Source organism: Cupriavidus sp. MP-37, from assembly GCF_020618415.1.
Taxonomy (GTDB): domain Bacteria; phylum Pseudomonadota; class Gammaproteobacteria; order Burkholderiales; family Burkholderiaceae; genus Cupriavidus.
The window spans coordinates 287,588-305,143 of record NZ_CP085345.1 but is presented as its reverse complement, the minus strand read 5'-3'; the positions used below and the strand labels follow the sequence as shown (position 1 = coordinate 305,143).

Sequence of the window (17,556 nt, the reverse complement as noted above, 5' to 3'; positions counted from 1 at the left end):
CCGATGGACGCCATCACCCAGGAGTTTGCGCGGCACGCCCGCGCGCTCGGCCGCGAACAGCGCGCACTGGCGGCGCATGCGGCCACGCCGGTCACGCTGTCGGCAACGATCGAGGGGCCGCTGGACGCGCCGCGCCTGCAGCGGGCGCTGTGCCGGGTCGCCGGGCGCCATCCGGCCACCGGCCTGGCGTTCGGCCAGGTCGACGGGCTGCGCGGCTTGCGCCAGCATTTTGCCGGGGCCTTGCCGGCGTGGTCGCCGGCGGGCGCGGCCAGCGGCATGCCACAAACCGGCTCGCATCCTGCCTTGCATGCCGCGTTGCAGGTCATCGACGGCGGCCGCGCGCAACTGACCCTGGCCAGCCACCCGCTGGCGGCCGACGGCCCCAGCCTGGTCACCCTGCTCCACGAACTGGCACAAGCCTACGCCGACGAAACCGCCCCGGCGGACGAAGCGCCCCTGCCCTATGCGGACTACCTCGACTGGACCGACGGGCTGGCGCAGGAGAACACCGAAGCGGGCGCGGCCTACTGGCAAAGTGTGCGCGAGCGGCTGGCCGCCCTCGATGCACCGCGGCTGCCCTGGCAACGCGCCGCAGACGCAAGCGCACCGCTGGCGCTTCACTGTGCCGAACTTGACGCCGCGGAAGCCACTGCCGTGGCCGAATGGGCCGCCGCGCTGGGCCAGCCGTTGCCGCACGCGCTGCAGGCGGCATGGTGGCTGCTGCTGGCACGCCTCGATCCGGCCGCGGCGTTCTGCGCCGGCTGGCAGCACGATTGCCGCGAGGACTTCGATGTGCTGGCCGGCGCGGTGGGCCGTTATGAAGCGCTGCTGCCGGTCGCGGTGCAGCCCGACATGGCCGCGCCGTTTGCCGACTGGCTTGCCGCATTCGGTGCGCAGTTGCAGCAGCACCTCGACTGGCGCGAGCATTGCCCGGCGGACGCCTGCGCGGGCGCACCCGCGCGCGTCGGCTTCCGCTGCAGCGGCCCTGCCAGCCTGCAGTGGCAGCTTGGCGAGCTGCACTGGCGCGCCCGGGCACCGCAGGCGTTGCTGCCGGGTTTGAACCTGGCGTTGCAGGTACACCTGGAACAAGGCATGCCCGGCCAGCTGGTGTTGCACTATGCCGACCGCGTCCATGCCGACGACGCGATGGCGTGCCTGCTGCACCAGTACCGCACGCTGCTGCAAACGCTGCGCGCGGCCCCGGACACCGCCGTCGGCGCCTTGCCGCTGGCCACCGCCGCCGAGACTGCGCGCGCCGACGCCATGCATGCGCCGGCGCTGCATGTCGGCACACAGATGCTGCCGCAGCGGCTGGCCCACTGGGCAAACGCACGCCCGCACGCGCCGGCGTTGTCGGCGCCGGGCCTGCAACTCAGCTATGCCGCCCTTGCCAGCACCGTGGACGCGGTGGCGCGGCGGCTGCCAGCACTGGGCCTGCGCGCGGGCCAGCCGGTGGGCCTGCTGTTGCCGCGCTCCGGCGAGCTGGTGGTGGCATTGCTTGCCGTGATGCGCGCCGGCGCACCGTACCTGCCGCTCGATCCCGCCTGGCCGCCGCAGCGGCGCGCGCAAATCCTCGCCGACGCCGGCGCCACGCTGGTGCTGACCGACGCGGCCCATGCGTCGCTGGCCGGGCCGCTGCCGCATGCCGAGATCGAGGCGTTGATGGGGGCGTCGGTGGCGGCGTCGGTGGCGGCGGACAGCCTGGCCGACACCGCCCGCGCGCTGCCGGCAACGGATGCCGCGCAGCCTGCCTACGTGCTCTACACCTCCGGCTCGACCGGCGCGCCCAAGGGCGTCGCCATCACCCATGCCCAGTTGCTGAACTACGCGGCAGCATCCGGGCAGGCGCTGCGTCTCGACCGCTGCCAACGCTTCGGGCTGACCTCCACCGTCGCCGCCGACCTCGGCAATACCACCTTGTTCGGCGCGCTGTGGCACGGCGCCTGCCTGTGCGTTGCCAGCGAAGCCGACATGCAGCAAGCCGCCGCCTTCGCCGCGTTCCTGGCGCGCGAGCATGTCGACTGCCTGAAGATCGTGCCCTCGCATCTCGATGCCTTGCTCGACGGCGACACCGCGCCGCTGCCGCTGCCCCCGCATGCCACCATCGTGCTGGGGGGCGAAGCCGCATCGCCGGCGCTGCTGGAGCGGCTGCGCGCGCGCATGCCGCAGGCCCGCCTCTGCAACCACTACGGCCCGACCGAAACCACGGTTGGCATCCTGGTCCATGACGCGGGCCGCGCGGCGCAGGTGAACGCGGCGCCGCTGCCGCTGACGCAGGTGCTGGCCAACTGCGAGGCCTATGTCCGCACCGCTGCCGGCCACCTGGCCGCGGCGGGAGAAACCGGCGAACTGTATCTGGGCGGCGCGCAACTGTGCGCCGGCTACCTGTCGGACGCCGCCGGCACGGCGGCGTTCGTGCCGCACCCGCAGCGCCCGGGCCAGCGCCTGTACCGCAGCGGCGACCTGGCGCGCTACCTGCCGCAGGGCGGGATCGAACTGATCGGGCGTGCCGACCACCAGGTCAAGGTGCGCGGCCTCCGCATCGAATGCGGCGAGGTCGAACAGGCGCTGGCGGCGCTGCCCGGCGTACGGCAAGCCGTGGTGATGCTGGCCGCGCCGGCCGGTGGCGCGGCCCAGCTGGCGGCATGGATCGTTGCCGACGACGCCGCGGCCACCACGGACATGGCAGGCGCCGCCGCCCTGCGCAATGCGCTGCGCCACGCGCTGGCCGAGCGCCTGCCCGAGGCCATGATCCCCGCGCTGTGGTTCGCCGTGCCGGCGCTGCCCAGGCTGCCGAACGGCAAGGTGGACCGCCGTGCGCTGGCGCAGTCCGCCGCCGCGGGTCCGGCACCCGCCGCGTCTGCCGGACCCGCGCGCGAACCCGCAAGCGCGCTGGAAGCGCTGCTGCTGGACCAGCTGCGCGACCTGCTCGGCGCGCCCGGCCTGGCGGTGCATGACGACCTGTTCGAGGCCGGCGGCCACTCGCTGCTGGTGATCAAGCTGGTGGCGCGCATCCGCAAGCTGCTCAAGCTGGAGATCGCACCGGCCGTGGTCTTCGACGCCCCGAATGCCGCCGCCCTGGCAAGGGCACTGTGCATGGCCAGCCCCGATGCCGACGGCCTGGAAACGCTGGCCGGCCTGCAGCGCCAGCTGGCCGCGATGTCGCCCGAAGCGCGCGCCGCCCTGCGGGCCACCGCCACCGCCAACGCCTAACGTCTTCTCCCTGGAACGCATTCATGACGCAATCCTCGACCCCTGCACAGCAGGCGGCGCTGCTGGCGCTGCTGCTGGAGCAGGAGGCGGAGCCGGCCGCCGCGCCAGCCGCGCCCGTCCCCGCCGCTGCCCCGCTGTCGTTCTCGCAGCAGCGCCTGTGGTTCCTGCTGCAATATGAGCCGGGCAGCACGGCTTACAACCAGACCCGCGCGTTCGTGCTGCAGGGCGCGCTCGACCGCCGCGCGCTGCAGGCCGCGCTGCGCGCCGTGGTTGCCCGCCATCCGGCACTGCGCACCCGTTTCGTCGCCGACGACGGCGCGCCCGGCACGCTGCCCCGGCAGGTGGTCGAGCCCGCGCCGGCCTTTGCGCTGGCCGAAGCACCGCTCGCCGCCGGCCCCGAAGCGCTGCAGGCGTGCATCGACGCCGAAGCCGCGCGGCCGTTCGACCTCGGCCAGGCGCCGCTGCTGCGCGCCACGCTGCTCACCCGCACCCACGACGACCACGTGCTGCTGCTGTCGCTGCACCATATCGTCTCCGACGCGGTCTCCAACGCCGTGATCGCGCGCGACCTGGGCACGGCCTATGCGCAGGCGCTCTCGGACGACGGCGGGATCGCGCTGCCCGCACCTGCCACGACCTTCGCCGCCCATGCCAGCCGCCAGCGCGAACGGCTCGCCAACGGTGACCTGGACGCCCAGCGCGCATGGTGGCAGCGCCAGCTGGGCAACCACGTGCCGGCGCTCCAGTTGCCGACCGACCGCCCGCACGGCAACCCGGCCATGCGCGTTGCCCGGCGCATCGATGCGGCACTGGACCTGCCGCTGCTTGGGGCATTGCGCCGCTTCTGCGCGTCGCAGCGCTGCACGCCGTTCGTCGCGCTGCTGGCCGCATGGCAGGCGCTGCTGAGCCGCTATGCGGGCCAGGACGACTTCGCGGTCGGCGTGCCGCACGCGGGCCGCGACGGCGACGGGCTGGACGATGTGGTCGGCTTCTTCGCCAACACCCATGTCTACCGCTCGCGCACCGCACCCGGCATCAGCGGCCGCGCGCTGTGCGAGCAGCTGCGCGCCGACGCGCTGGGCGCGCTGAGCCATGCCGAGCTGCCGTTCGAGGTGCTGCTCGACGGCATGCAGGTGCCGCGCGACGCCGGCCGCAGCCCGCTGTTCCAGGTCATGTTCAACCTGCGCACGGCCACGGCACCGGCCGCACTGGCGCTGCCCGGCCTGCAGGTGCAGGCCGTGGAGGCGCGCCAGACCGGCGCCAAGTTCGACCTGATCCTCGACGCGGAGGACCGCGGCGACAGCCTGGCGCTGAGCCTGGAGTACGATTGCGCGCTGTTCGATGCCGCCACGGCGCAACGCCTGCTGCGCCACTACCTGACCCAGCTGGCGGGGCTGCTGCGCCAGCCCGAACTGCCGCTGGCGGCAACACCGCTGCTCGGCGAAGCCGATGCCGCCACGCTGGCGCGCCAGCACGCGGCCGGCCAGCCGGCGCTGCGGGTTGCCGCCGAGCTTGCCCATCGCCGGATCCAGCGGCATGCCGAACAACAGCCGCAGGCAATCGCCTTGCGCTATGGCGACACCACACTGACCTACGGCGAGCTGGAGCGGCGCGCGAACCGGCTCGCACACCAACTGATCGCACTCGGCGTGGGCCCCGAGGTGCGCGTCGGCATCGCCATGGAGCGCTCGCCCGAGATGATCGTCGGGCTGCTGGCGATCCTGAAGGCCGGCGGGGCCTACGTGCCGTTCGATCCGGCCTATCCCGCCGAGCGCCTGGCCTACCTGTTCCAGGACAGCGGCATTGCCGCCTTGCTGACCCAGCCCGCGCTGCGCGCGCTGCTGCCGCAGCGTGACGGGTTGCCGGTGCTGGTGCTCGATGCACGGGACGACGTCGGCGCCTGGCCCGAGCACGCGCCCGCGGTCGAGGTCCGTCCCGAACACCTCGCCTACGTGATCTATACCTCGGGCTCCACCGGCCGGCCCAAGGGCGCCCAGCTGCAGCACGGCAACCTGTCGCGCCTGCTGGCCGCCACGCAGCACTGGTTCGGCTTCGGTCCCGACGATGTCTGGACGCTGTTCCACTCGTACGCGTTCGACTTCTCGGTCTGGGAGATCTTTGGCGCGTTATGCCATGGCGGGCAACTGGTGATCGTGCCGTTCCACGTCAGCCGCGCGCCGCAGGAGTTCATCGCGCTGCTGCAGCGCGAACGCGTGACGGTGCTGAACCAGACTCCGTCGGCATTCCGCGCGCTACTGGCCCAGCCCGAGCTGTACGGCGCGCCGCTGGCGCTGCGCTATGTGGTCTTCGGCGGCGAGGCGCTCGAGCCGCAGGCGCTGCGCCCCTGGATCGACCACTTCGGCGATGCATCGCCGCAACTGGTCAATATGTACGGCATCACCGAGACCACCGTGCATGTGACCTACCGTCCGATCACACGTATCGACCTCGACCCGGCCAGCCGCGCGCGCAGCCCGATCGGCGAGCGCATTCCGGACCTCGGCGTGCGCGTGCTAGACCCGGGCCTGAATCCGGTCGCACCTGGCGTGGCCGGTGAACTCTACATTGCGGGCGAGGGTCTTGCGCGCGGCTACCTGAATCGTCCGGGCCTGACCGCCGAGCGCTTCGTGCCCGATCCGTTTGCCGGCGACGGCACGCGCCTCTACCGCACCGGCGACCTGGCGCGCTGGCTGCCCGACGGCGAGCTCGAATACCTGGGCCGCATCGACCAGCAACTGAAGATCCGCGGCTTCCGCATCGAGCCGGGCGAGATCGAGGCGCGCATCCTGGCGCAGCCCGGCGTCGCCAACGCCGCGGTAATCGCCGCCGAAGGGCCGTCCGGTGCGCGCCTGGTGGCGTACGTGGTGCCCGCTGCCGGCAAAACCGTCGATGGCGCGACACTGCGCACCGCGCTCGCCACCGAACTGCCCGACTACATGGTGCCGGCCGCCTTCGTCGTGCTCGACACCCTGCCACTGACCCCCAACGGCAAGCTCGACCGCCGCGCGCTGCCGGCGCCGGCCTTCGACAGCGCGCAGGACTTCGTTGCCCCCGAGGGCGACGCCGAAACTGCGCTCGCCGCCATCTGGGCGGAAGTGCTTGGCCTGCCGCGCGTCGGCCGCGCCGACAACTTCTTCGAACTCGGCGGCGACTCGATCCTGAGCCTGCAGATCGTCGCCCGCGCGCGCGCCGCCGGCTGGGTGCTGACGCCACGGCAACTGTTCGAGCGCCAGACGCTGGCCGAGCTGGCGGCGGTTGCCGCACCGGTCGCGCACGACGCGATCGATGGCAACGCCGTGCCGGCAGGCGCGGTGCTGCTGCTGCCGATCCAGGCCGACTTTTTCGACACGCCGATGGCCCGGCGCCAGCACTGGAACCAGTCGGTGCTGCTCGATTGCCGCGAGGCGCCGGATACGACAGCACTGGCCGCGGCGCTTGCCGACCTGGTGGCGCATCACGATGCGCTGCGCCTGCGCTTCGTCCAGCGCGATGGCGTGTGGCAGCAGGCGTATGCCGACAGCGAAGCCTGCCCGGACTTGCTGTGGGTGCGCCATGCCACATCCGAAGCCGAGCGGCTGGCGCACTGCGAAGCCGCCCACCGCAGTCTCGATCTGGCCGAAGGGCCGCTGCTGCGCGCCGTCGCACTGCAAGCAGGCGAGCGCTGGCAGTTGCTGCTGGTGATCCACCACCTGGTGGTCGACGGCGTGTCGTGGCGCGTGCTGGTCGAAGATTTGCGCGACGCGTACGCACAACGCCGACAAGGCCAGCCTGCCGCGCTGCCGGCACGCACCGCGTCGTACCAGCGCTGGTCGCAGGCGCTGCGCGCCCACGCCGAAGCGCGCGGTGTGGAGCTGCCGCACTGGCAGGCGCTGGCGCAAGTCGATGCCAGCCTGCCTTGCGACGATCCGCACGGCGCCATGTCCATCGCCGAACGCGATGCCATCACGCTGACGCTGCCGGCCGAGCTGACCCAGGCGCTGCTGCAGCGCGCCCCGGCGGCGTACCGCACGCGCGTCAACGACCTGCTGCTGACGGCGCTGGCCCGCGCGCTGGCCGCATGGAGCGGCCGCTCGCCGGTGATGGTCGATCTCGAAAGCCATGGCCGTGTCGCCGGCGTCGACGACACGCTGGACCTCAGCCGCACCGTCGGCTGGTTCACCACGCTGTTCCCGGTCACGCTCGATGGCGGCGGCGCGCTCGATGGCGCGATCAAGGCGGTCAAGGAGCAATTGCGCGCGGTGCCTGGCGACGGCATCGGCTTCGGCCTGCTGCGCCGCTTCGGCACGCCCGCGCAACAGGCTGCGCTGGCCGCCGTGCCCAGGCCCGAGGTGGTGTTCAACTATCTGGGCCAACTCGACGCCAGCTTTGCCGACGACAGCCCGTGGCGGCTCTCCGCAGACAGCGCCGGCGTCAACCAGGATCCCGCAGCGCCGCTGTCGCATCCGTTGTCGGTCAACGGACAGGTGCTGGATGGCGAACTGCGGCTGACGCTGGCCTTCAGCCGGGCACGGCATCAGCCGGAGACCGTCCGCCGACTCGCCGAGGCCTTGCGCAAGGAACTGGAAGCGCTGATTGCCCACTGCAATTCGGGCGCCGCAGGCCTGACCCCCAGCGATTTCCCGCTGGCGCGGCTGACGCAAGCCGGACTCGATGCCCTGAAGCTCGACCCGGCGCAGGTGCAGGACCTCTACCCGCTGTCGCCGATGCAGGCCGGCATGCTGTTCCACAGCGTGCTGGCGCCGGAGGGCAGTGCCTATACCAACCAGCTGCGCGTCGATATCGATGGCCTCGACCCGGCGCGCTTTATCGCAGCCTGGCATGCCGCGCTCGCGCGCCACGACAGCCTGCGCAGCGGCTTCCTGCATCGTGGCGAACAGCCGCTGCAGTGGGTGGCCCGCTCGGTGCGGCTGCCCGTGACCATCGAAGACTGGAGCGGCCGCGACGCCGCCGAGCTGGACCGCTTTGCCGCCGCCGAACTGGGCCAGCGTTTCGACCTCGAGCGCCCGCCGCTGATGCGCGTGGCGCTGCTGCGCACCGGCGCCCAGCGCCACCACCTGGTCTGGACCGTGCACCACCTGCTGCTCGACGGCTGGAGCACCGCGCAGCTGCTGGGCGAAGTGCTGCGCCACTATGCCGGCGAGGCACTGCCCGCCAGCGGCGGCCGCTTTGCCGACTATATCGGCTGGCTGCAGTCGCGCGACGCCGCTGCCGGCGAGGCCTTCTGGAAAGCGCAGCTGGTACCGCTCGACGAACCGACCCGCCTACTTGCCGCGCTGCCGGCGCCGCAGGACGGCCAGGGCCAGGGCGAGCATCACCACGAACTCGACCCCGCCGAGACCGCCGCGCTGGCCGGCTTTGCCCGCGCGCAGAAGGTCACGCTGAATACCTTGGTGCAGGCCGCCTGGCTGTTGCTGCTGCAGCGCTGCACCGGCCAGCGGTGCGTGGCCTTCGGCGCCACCGTGGCGGGACGCCCTGCAGAGTTGCCGGCCGCGCAGCAGATGCTGGGGCTCTTCATCAATACGCTGCCGGTGATCGCCGCGCCGCGTCCGCAGCAAGCGGTGGGCGACTGGCTGCGCGAAGTGCAGGCGCTGAACCTGGCACTGCGCGAGCACGAACACACGCCGCTCTACGACATCCAGCGCTGGGCCGGCCAGGGCGGCCAGGCGCTGTTCGATTCGATCGTCGTGTTCGAGAACTACCCGGTCGATGCCGCGCTGCGCCGCGCGCCGGCCGGCCTGGCATTCTCGGGTATCGGCAACCGCGCCGAAACCAACTATCCGCTGGCGCTGGTGTTCGCGCACAACGACACGCTGCGCCTGACCTGCCGTTTCGATCGCGCCGTGCTGGGCGAACCGCAGGCGCGATTGCTGGCACACGGCCTGTTTGCGGTGCTGCGCCAGATGGCCGCAGACGCCGCGCGGGCCCTGGGCGAAATCTCCCTGGCCATGGCTGACGATCCCTGGGCAATCTCCGCCACCGTGGCCCAACTGGCGCACCATCGCTTCGAGGCCCATGCGGCCTCGACGCCGGATGCCGTGGCGCTGGCGGCGGATGGCACGCAACTGAGCTATCGCGAACTCAACCGGCGGGCCAATGCCCTTGCGCATCGACTGATCGCGCAAGGGGCAGGCCCGGATGTGCCGGTCGGCGTGCTGGCCGAGCGCTCGGTCGAGATGGTCGTCGCCCTGCTCGCCATCCTCAAGGCCGGTGGCGCCTACGTGCCGTTCGATCCGGACTATCCCGCCGACCGCCTGGCCTACATGATCGAGGACAGCGGCGTGGCGATGCTGCTGGCGCAGCGGCCCGACGCCATCGCGCCGCTGCCTGCGGCCGTGCCGGTGATCGACCTGAGCGCGCCATCCCTGTATCACGGCGAGCATGCCAATCCGTCACCAACGCTGCATCCGGACCACCTTGCCTACGTGATCTACACCTCCGGCTCCACCGGACGGCCGAAAGGCGTGGGCATCTCGCACCGGGCGCTGGCCCATTATCTTCAGGGCGTGCTGTCGCAACTGGCACTGCCGCCGGCGCCGCGCATGGCCATGGTGTCGACGCCGGCGGCCGATCTCGGCCATACCGTGCTGTTCGGCGCGCTGGCGAGCGGCGGCGCACTGCACCTGCCGGAGCGGCGCTGCGTATTCGATGCCGCGGCCTTTGCGCGCTACATGGCGCAGCACCGCGTCGAAGTGCTCAAGATCGTGCCCGGACACCTGCGTGCCCTGCTGGACGGCGCGCAGGCGGCAGGCGTCGACCCGGCCGAGGTGCTGCCCGGACACACCCTGGTGCTGGGTGGCGAAGCCACCGATGCCGCGCTGCGCGCCCGCCTGCACGCGGCCCGGCCCGCCTGCCGGCTGGTGAATCACTACGGCCCGACCGAGACCACCGTGGGCGTGCTCGTGCATGGGGCCGGCACCACACCACAGCCAGGCGCCGGACTGCCGCTGGGCCGCCCGCTCGACGGCACCGCCGCGCACGTGCTGGACGCGGGCCTGTGCCCGCTGCCCGATGGCATCGCCGGCGAACTCTATCTGGGCGGGCCGGCGCTCGCGCGCGGCTATCTCGGCCGTGCCGCGCTGACGGCGGACCGGTTCGTACCCGACCCGTTCTGCCGCGAGGGCGGCCGCCTCTACCGCACCGGTGACCGCGTGCGGCGCCGCGCCGACGGCGTGTTCGAGTATCTCGGCCGCATCGACGACCAGGTCAAGATCCGCGGCTTCCGCGTCGAGCCCGGTGAAGTGGCGGCGCAGCTGGGCGCGCTGCCGCAGGTGCGCCAGGCCGCGGTGGTCGCGGTGGCTGCCGCCGGCGGCATGCAGCTGGTCGGCTACGCGGTGCCGCATGCGGATGCCCGGCCCGACCCCGCAGCGCTGTGCCGCGCGCTGGCCGCCACGCTGCCGCCGCATATGGTGCCGGCAGCGATCGTGCTGCTCGACGCGCTGCCGCTCACCGCCAACGGCAAGCTCGACCGCCGTGCGCTGCCAGCGCCGGACGCCGCCACGCCAGCCGCGGCCGCGACGCGGGAAGCGCCGCAAGGCGACCTCGAGACGCGCCTCGCCGAGATCTGGCAAGCCCTGCTGCAGGTGCCCGCCGTGGGCCGCCACGACAACTTCTTCGCACTGGGCGGCCATTCGCTGCTGGCCGTTCAGCTCCTGTCCCGGATCCAGGGCGAACTCGGCATCGAGGTGCCGCTGTCGCTGCTGTTCGGCGCCGCCACGCTGGCCGAGCTGGCCGCGGCGCTGCCGGCCCAGCAACGTCATGCCGATGAAGCCGCCCTGCTGGAACTGGAAGCGTTCGCCAATACCCTGGAGTCAGTCTGAATGATCGAAGCCAACACCGCGGCCCGGCTCGCCGCGCGCTTTGCCACGCTGGCGCCGGCCCAGCGCCGCGCCTTCCTCGACAAGATGGCCGAGCAAGGCATCGCCTTCTCGCAACTGCCGATCCCCGCGCTGCCGCGGCCCGATACCGCGGCCGGCTACGATGCGCCGCTGTCCTACGCGCAGCAGCGCCAGTGGTTCCTGCACCGCTTCGAGCCGGACAGCGCCGCCTACCATATCAGCAGCCGCGTGGAACTGCGCGGCGAACTCGACGCCGGCGCGCTGCAGGCGGCCTTTGCCACGCTGGTGCAGCGCCACGAAGCGCTGCGCACGGTATTCGTGGCGGACGCCGACGGCAAGGTGTGCCAGCACGTGCGCCCCGCGGCCAGCATCGATCTGCCGCTGACTGACCTGTCGGCCGAGCCCGGCAGCGCCGATGCGCACGCTGCGGCGATCGCCGAGGCGCCGTTCGACCTCGGCAGCGCGCCGTTGCTGCGCGTGCACCTGCTGCGCCTGGGCGCACGGCACCACCGGTTGGTGCTGGCGATGCACCACATCGTCTCGGACGGCTGGTCGATGCAATTGCTGGTCGACGAACTGGCGGCGGCTTACCGCGCGCAACGGCTCGGCCAGCCCTTGCCTGATGCCGCCCACGCGATCGGCTACACCGACTATGCGGTGTGGCAGCGCAACTGGCTCGAAGCCGGCGAGCAGGCACGGCAACTCGCCTGGTGGCGCCAGGCGCTGGACGGCGCGCCCGGCGTGCTGGCGCTGCCGGCCGACCGTCCGCGCCCCGCGGTGGCGGCCTACCGCGCGCAGCGCTGCGAAATCGACATTCCGGACCCGCTCGTCCGCGCGCTGCGCCAGCGCGCGCAAGCCGGCGGCGGTACGTTGTTCATGGCATTGCTGGCCGGTTTCCAGGCGCTGCTGTACCGCTATACCGGCTGCCGCGATCTGTGCGTCGGGGTGCCGGTAGCCGGCCGCAACCGCGTGGAAACCGAGCGCGTGGTTGGCCTGTTCGTCAACACGCAGGTCGTGCGCGCGCAGCTTGACGGCAGCCAGCCGCTGTCGGTGCTGCTCGGCAAGACCCGGGAGGCCGTGCTGGGCGCGCAGGCGCACCAGGACCTGCCGTTCGAGCAACTGGTGGAAGCGCTGCAGCCCGAGCGCAGCGTCAGCTACCACCCGCTGTTCCAGGTGGTGCACAACCACCGCCGCGGCGACCGCGCCGCGCGCGTTGCGCTGCCTGGCCTGGAACTGGAAAGCGCGCCGGTGGGCGAGCGCACCACGGCGCTGGAGCTGACGCTCGATACGCGCGAGGACAGCGACGGCCATGTCCATGCCTGCTTCCACTATGCCGCGGAACTGTTCGACGCCGGCACGGCGGAGCGGCTCGCGCGCCATTACGTGCGCCTGCTGGGCCGGCTGGCCGACGCGCCGGACCAGGCGCTCGATGCGGTGGACCTGCTCGACGAAGGCGAACACAGCAGCCTGCTGGCGTTGGGCCAGGGCGAGCCGCCCGCGGGCGAGCACCTGCCCGTGCATGCGCACATCGCCCGCCACGCGGCGGCCCGGCCCGACGCCGTCGCCGTGATCTGCGGCGAGCAGGTGCTGCGCTATGGGGAGCTGCTGGCTCGCGCGGACCGCCTCGCCGCCGTGCTGCACGCACGCGGCATCGGCGCCGAGCACCGCGTCGGCATCGCCCTGTCGCGCTCGCCCGACCTCATCGTCGCGCTGCTCGCCGTGATGCGCTGCGGTGCCGCCTACGTGCCGTTCGATCCCGCCTATCCGAAGGACCGCCTGGCCTACCTGTTCGACGACAGCGCGATCCGGCTGCTGGTCACCGAGCCGGCCTTGCTCGATGCGCTGCCCGCACCGGCCACACTGCCGGTGCTGACGCTGGACAAGGTAGGCGCCGATGTCGCCCCGCTGCCTGAACAGCCCGTCCATCCGGACCAGCTCGCCTACGTGATCTACACCTCCGGCTCCACCGGCCGGCCCAAGGGCGTCTGCGTCGCGCACGGACCGCTCGCCATGCATGTGGCCGCGACCATCGACGCCTACGAGATGAGCCCCGCTTCGCGCGAGCTGCACTTCCTCTCGTTCGCCTTTGATGGTGCCCACGAGCGCTGGCTGTGCGCGCTCGCCTGCGGCGGCTCGCTGCTGCTGCGCGACGATGCGCTGTGGACCCCCGAGCAGACCGCAGAAGCCATGACCCGCCACGGCGTCACCAACGCCGGCTTCCCGCCGGCCTACCTGCGCCAGCTGGCCGAGCATTGCGAACAGAGCGGCCAGCGCCCTCCGGTGGCGCTCTACTCCTTCGGCGGCGAGGCCATGCCGCGCGCCGCCTTCGCCCAGGCGCGCCGCGCGCTGGCGCCGCGCACCTTCATCAACGGCTATGGCCCGACCGAAACCGTGGTCACGCCGATGGTCTGGAAGGTGCGCGCCGATGCGCTCGAAGCCGGGTTCGCCGGCACCTATGCGCCGATCGGGCGTCCGGTGGGCGCGCGCCGCTGCTACCTGCTCGATGCCGAACTGAACCTGGTGCCGCCGGGCGTGGCCGGCGAGCTGTATATCGGTGGCGAGGGCCTCGCACGCGGCTACCTGAATCGTCCGGGCCTGACCGCGGAGCGCTTCGTGCCCGATCCGTTTGCCGGCGACGGCGCGCGCCTCTACCGCACCGGCGACCTGGCGCGCTGGCTGCCCGATGGCGAGCTCGAATACCTCGGCCGCATCGACCAGCAACTGAAGATCCGCGGCTTCCGCATCGAACCGGGCGAGATCGAGGCGCGCATCCTGGCGCAGACCGGCGTCGCCAACGCGGCGGTGATCGCCGTCGAAGGACCGTCCGGCGCGCGGCTGGTGGCGTATGTGGTGCCCGCTGCGGACGCGACCGTCGATGGCGCGACACTGCGCTCCGCACTCGGCGCCGAACTGCCCGACTACATGGTGCCGGCCGCCTTCGTCGTGCTCGACACCCTGCCGCTGATGCCCAACGGCAAGCTCGACCGCCGCGCGCTGCCGGCGCCGGGCGCGGAAACCTCCGACCAGCACGTGGCGCCGCGAACCGAAGCGCAGCGCTGGCTCGCGCAGGTGTGGCAGGACGTGCTCGGCGTGCCGCGCGTGGGCCTGGACGACAACTTCTTCGCGCTCGGCGGCGATTCACTGCTGAGCCTGAAGGTGATCTCGCGCGTCCGCGCCAACCGCGCGCTGGGGCTGGACCTGAAGCTGCGCGACCTGATGCGCACGCCCACCATCGGGCAGTTGCTGCCGGACGGCGAACCGGCCGCGCCCATGCCCCACGCCACGCCGGCCGCCGCGCTGCGCGTGCTCGCGCCCGGCCCGGCCAATGCCACGCTGCCGCCGGTGGCCTGCATCCATGCGGCGCTGGGCACGCTGTTCGACTACGACGCCATCGTCGCGCAGCTGGGCGCGCAGCGCACGGTCTACGGCTTCCAGTCGCGTGCGCTGGCCGATCCGGCATGGCGCGACGCCTCGCTGGCGTCGATCGCGGCCGACTATGTGCGCGAATGGCGCGCCGCGCAGCCGCACGGGCCTTACCTGCTGCTGGGCTGGTCGCTCGGCGCCGCGCTGGCCACGCTGATGGCGCGCGAGCTGGAAGCGCAGGGGCAGGCGGTCCAATGGCTGGGCCTGGTCGACCCGTTCGTTCCCGAGCCTCCCTCGCAGGCCAGCACGGCGCCCACCTGGCCCGCCGCCCTGGCGGCCTTTGCCGGGCGCCTGCTGCCCGGTGCGGAACCGCTCGTGCTGCCGCGCGATGCCGCGCCCGAGCCCGACGCCGACACCGTGCGTGCCCTGCTTGCGCCGCGCCTGGCCGCCTGCGCGGCGCCGCAGGCAGCGCTGGGTGCCGACGAGCTGGCGCACATGTTCCTGGCCGCGCATCGGCTCGGCGGGCTGGCCGCGGCCCAGCGCACGCTGCCCGTGGTGCAGGCACCACGCGCGGTCTGGTGGCGCGCGGGCCGTGACGCCGCTGCCGCGCGCCTTGCCGGCTGGCTCGGAGCACCGCGCGAAGAGACCGTGCTGGAGGGCGTGGACCACCACGCCATCGTCCGCGACCCGCGCTTGCTGGCCCAGCTGCATCGCAGCGTCGAGGCACGCCTGGCCTCGGATGCCGAAGCCCGGCACCCGGCGGCCGGCACGGCCACCCTCCCGACGTAGGAGCCCGCGCATGAAATCTTTTAACGCTAATAGAAATGATTTGCATTTACAATACGGCCGAAATCAAGAAAGCCGAAATCCAGGAGGAATATGCACAGGGGTAAAACGGGCGGCTCGAGCCAGGGCCGGCAAAGCCATCAACCATTTGCGCTGACGGCGCTGGCGCTGGCGGTGTCGATGCAGTGCGCGCACGCGCAGGAGGCCGGCACGGCGCGGGCGGGCGCGGCAGCGGAAGTCCAGCTGCCGACCGTGAGCGTGCGCGCCGACAGCGTGGAGAACTATGGTCCGGCGAACAAGAAGTCGGTGTCCGCCACCAAATCCGATGTGCCGATCGCCGACACGCCGCAGTCGATCAGCGTCATCACCGCCGACCAGATGCGCGCGCAGGGCGCGCAGCGGGTCGAAGAGGCGCTGCGCTACAGCGCCGGCGTGCGCACCGAGCCGATCGTCGATACGCGGCGCAGCACCTACATGATCCGCGGCTTCACCGTGTCCCAGAACAGCCAGTACTGGGACGGCCTGAAACTGCCGGCCTCGGGCGGCTACGGCGGCTGGGAGCTGGAGCCCTACAGCCTGGAGCGCGTCGATGTGGTGCGCGGTCCGTCGTCGGTGCTGTATGGCCAGACCTCCCCTGGCGGCCTGATCAACCAGATCAGCAAGCGGCCGCAGGCGGAGACCGCCAACGAGATCAACCTCAGCTTTGGCAACTATGACCGCAAGGAGGTCTCCGGCGACTTCACCGGCGCGCTCGACAAGGACGGCAAGGTGCTGTACCGCCTGACCGCGCTGGCGCGCGACAGCGGCACGCAGACCGACATGGCCGGCGACGACCGCTTCTTCATCGCGCCGCAGATCACGTGGCGGCCCACCGATGCCACCAGCTTCACGGCGTACGCGCAGATCTACCACGACAACGCCGGCAACAGCGCCAACTTCCTGCCGGCGCTGGGCACGGTCAGGCCGCTGGCCAACGGCTCGAAGATCCCGACCGACCTGTTCACCGGCGAGCCGGGCTTCGACCGCTTCAAGCGCGAACAGTACCTGGCCGGCTATGAGTTCTCGCATCGCCTGAACGATACGGTGACGCTGCGCCAGAACCTGCGCTACGGCCATATGTACGTGAGCTACGAGAACATCGGCGGCAACGGCGGGCTGGTGGCGAATCCGCCCAACGGCCCGTACCTGCTGCGGCGCATCGGCTTGCGCTCGAACGAGTCGTTCGACCTGTTCACGGTCGACAACCAGGCGCAGATCAAGGTCAGGCACGGCATCTTCGACCACACCATCCTGACCGGCATCGACTATTCGCGCTCGACCTTCAACCGCCTGCGCGGGCTGACCGGCAATACGCCGGCCGCCCAGCCGCCGCTGAACATCTTCAACCCGGTCTACGGCAATTTCGTCGCGCCCAACTACCAGACCGACGAGGACACCACGCGCAGCCAGATCGGCTTCTACCTGCAGGACATGGTGCGGATCTCGGACCGCTTCATGCTGCAGCTGGCCGGGCGCTATGACAAGGCCAAGGTCAGCACCGACACGCGCACGCTCTCGACCAACGCCTTGGCGCGCACCGGCAGCGACGATGGCAAGTTCACCGGCCGTGCCGGCCTGCTGTGGGAAGGGCCGTACGGCCTCTCGCCCTACGTCAGCTATTCCACCTCGTTCGAGCCGGCCACGGCGGTGCCGCTGTTCGGCGGCGGCACGCCGCAGCCCACCACCGGCAAGCAGTACGAGGCCGGCCTGAAGTGGCAGCCGGCGGGCAGCCGCAGCTTCGCCCAGCTGTCGCTGTTCGACCTGACCCAGGCCAACGTGCTGACCACGTCGCCGGTCAGCGGCTTCTCGTCGCAGCTGGGTGAAGTGCGCTCGCGCGGCGTGGAACTGGAAGGCACGTGGTCGGTCACGCCGAACTTCAACATCCTGGCGTCGTATACGTACACCGACGCCGAGGTCACGAAGGCCGGCCCGAACGCGCCCAACGCCGGCAAGACGCCGCAATACGTGCCGCGCCACATGGCCTCGCTGTGGGCGGATTACCGCCTCTCCAGCGGCTTCCTCGCGGGCGTCTGGGTGGGTGGCGGCGTGCGCTACGTCAGCAAGACCTACGACCAGACCAACGTGACCGAGGTGCCGGGCTTCACGCTGGTGGACCTGGCCGCGAGCTATTCGTTTGCGCGGCACTACACGCTGCGGCTGAACCTCAACAACCTGTTCGACAAGACCTACGTCGCCGCATGCGACAGCGCCACCAACTGCTACTACGGGCGCCGCCGCACCATCATCGGCACGGTGACGTACCGCTGGTAAGCCGGGCATGGCCCGGCATGCCAACCCCTGGTAGCAGGCACGGCCCCGC

General features: G+C 71.9%; 4 protein-coding genes. All 4 read left to right on the top strand.

Going from position 1 to position 17,556, the window contains the following annotated elements:
* Positions 1-3 precede the first annotated feature (3 nt).
* A complete protein-coding gene (locus tag LIN44_RS17890) occupies positions 4-3,213 on the top strand; it encodes a non-ribosomal peptide synthetase (RefSeq protein WP_227315611.1) in 3,210 nt (1,069 codons plus the stop codon).
* A gap of 23 nt (positions 3,214-3,236) precedes the next feature.
* Entirely contained in the window at positions 3,237-11,030 is a 7,794-nt protein-coding gene (locus LIN44_RS17885; RefSeq protein ID WP_227315610.1) for a non-ribosomal peptide synthetase, read from the top strand.
* Positions 11,031-15,200 carry a non-ribosomal peptide synthetase gene (locus LIN44_RS17880; protein ID WP_227315609.1) on the top strand — a complete coding sequence of 1,390 codons (4,170 nt, stop codon included), beginning with the start codon at positions 11,031-11,033 and terminating at the stop codon, positions 15,198-15,200.
* 90 nt (positions 15,201-15,290) lie between these two features.
* On the top strand, positions 15,291-17,507 hold the full coding sequence (locus LIN44_RS17875; RefSeq protein WP_227315608.1) for a TonB-dependent siderophore receptor: 2,217 nt from the start codon (positions 15,291-15,293) through the stop codon (positions 17,505-17,507).
* Positions 17,508-17,556 lie beyond the last annotated feature (49 nt).

What these genes read in the sequence shown, in the direction of transcription:
- LIN44_RS17890 (WP_227315611.1), top strand. Translation starts at nt 4, where the DNA reads ATGGACGCCATCACCCAGGAGTTTGCGCGGCACGCCCGCGCGCTCGGC.
- LIN44_RS17875 (WP_227315608.1), top strand. Translation starts at nt 15,291, where the DNA reads ATGCACAGGGGTAAAACGGGCGGCTCGAGCCAGGGCCGGCAAAGCCAT.
- LIN44_RS17885 (WP_227315610.1), top strand. Translation starts at nt 3,237, where the DNA reads ATGACGCAATCCTCGACCCCTGCACAGCAGGCGGCGCTGCTGGCGCTG.
- LIN44_RS17880 (WP_227315609.1), top strand. Translation starts at nt 11,031, where the DNA reads ATGATCGAAGCCAACACCGCGGCCCGGCTCGCCGCGCGCTTTGCCACG.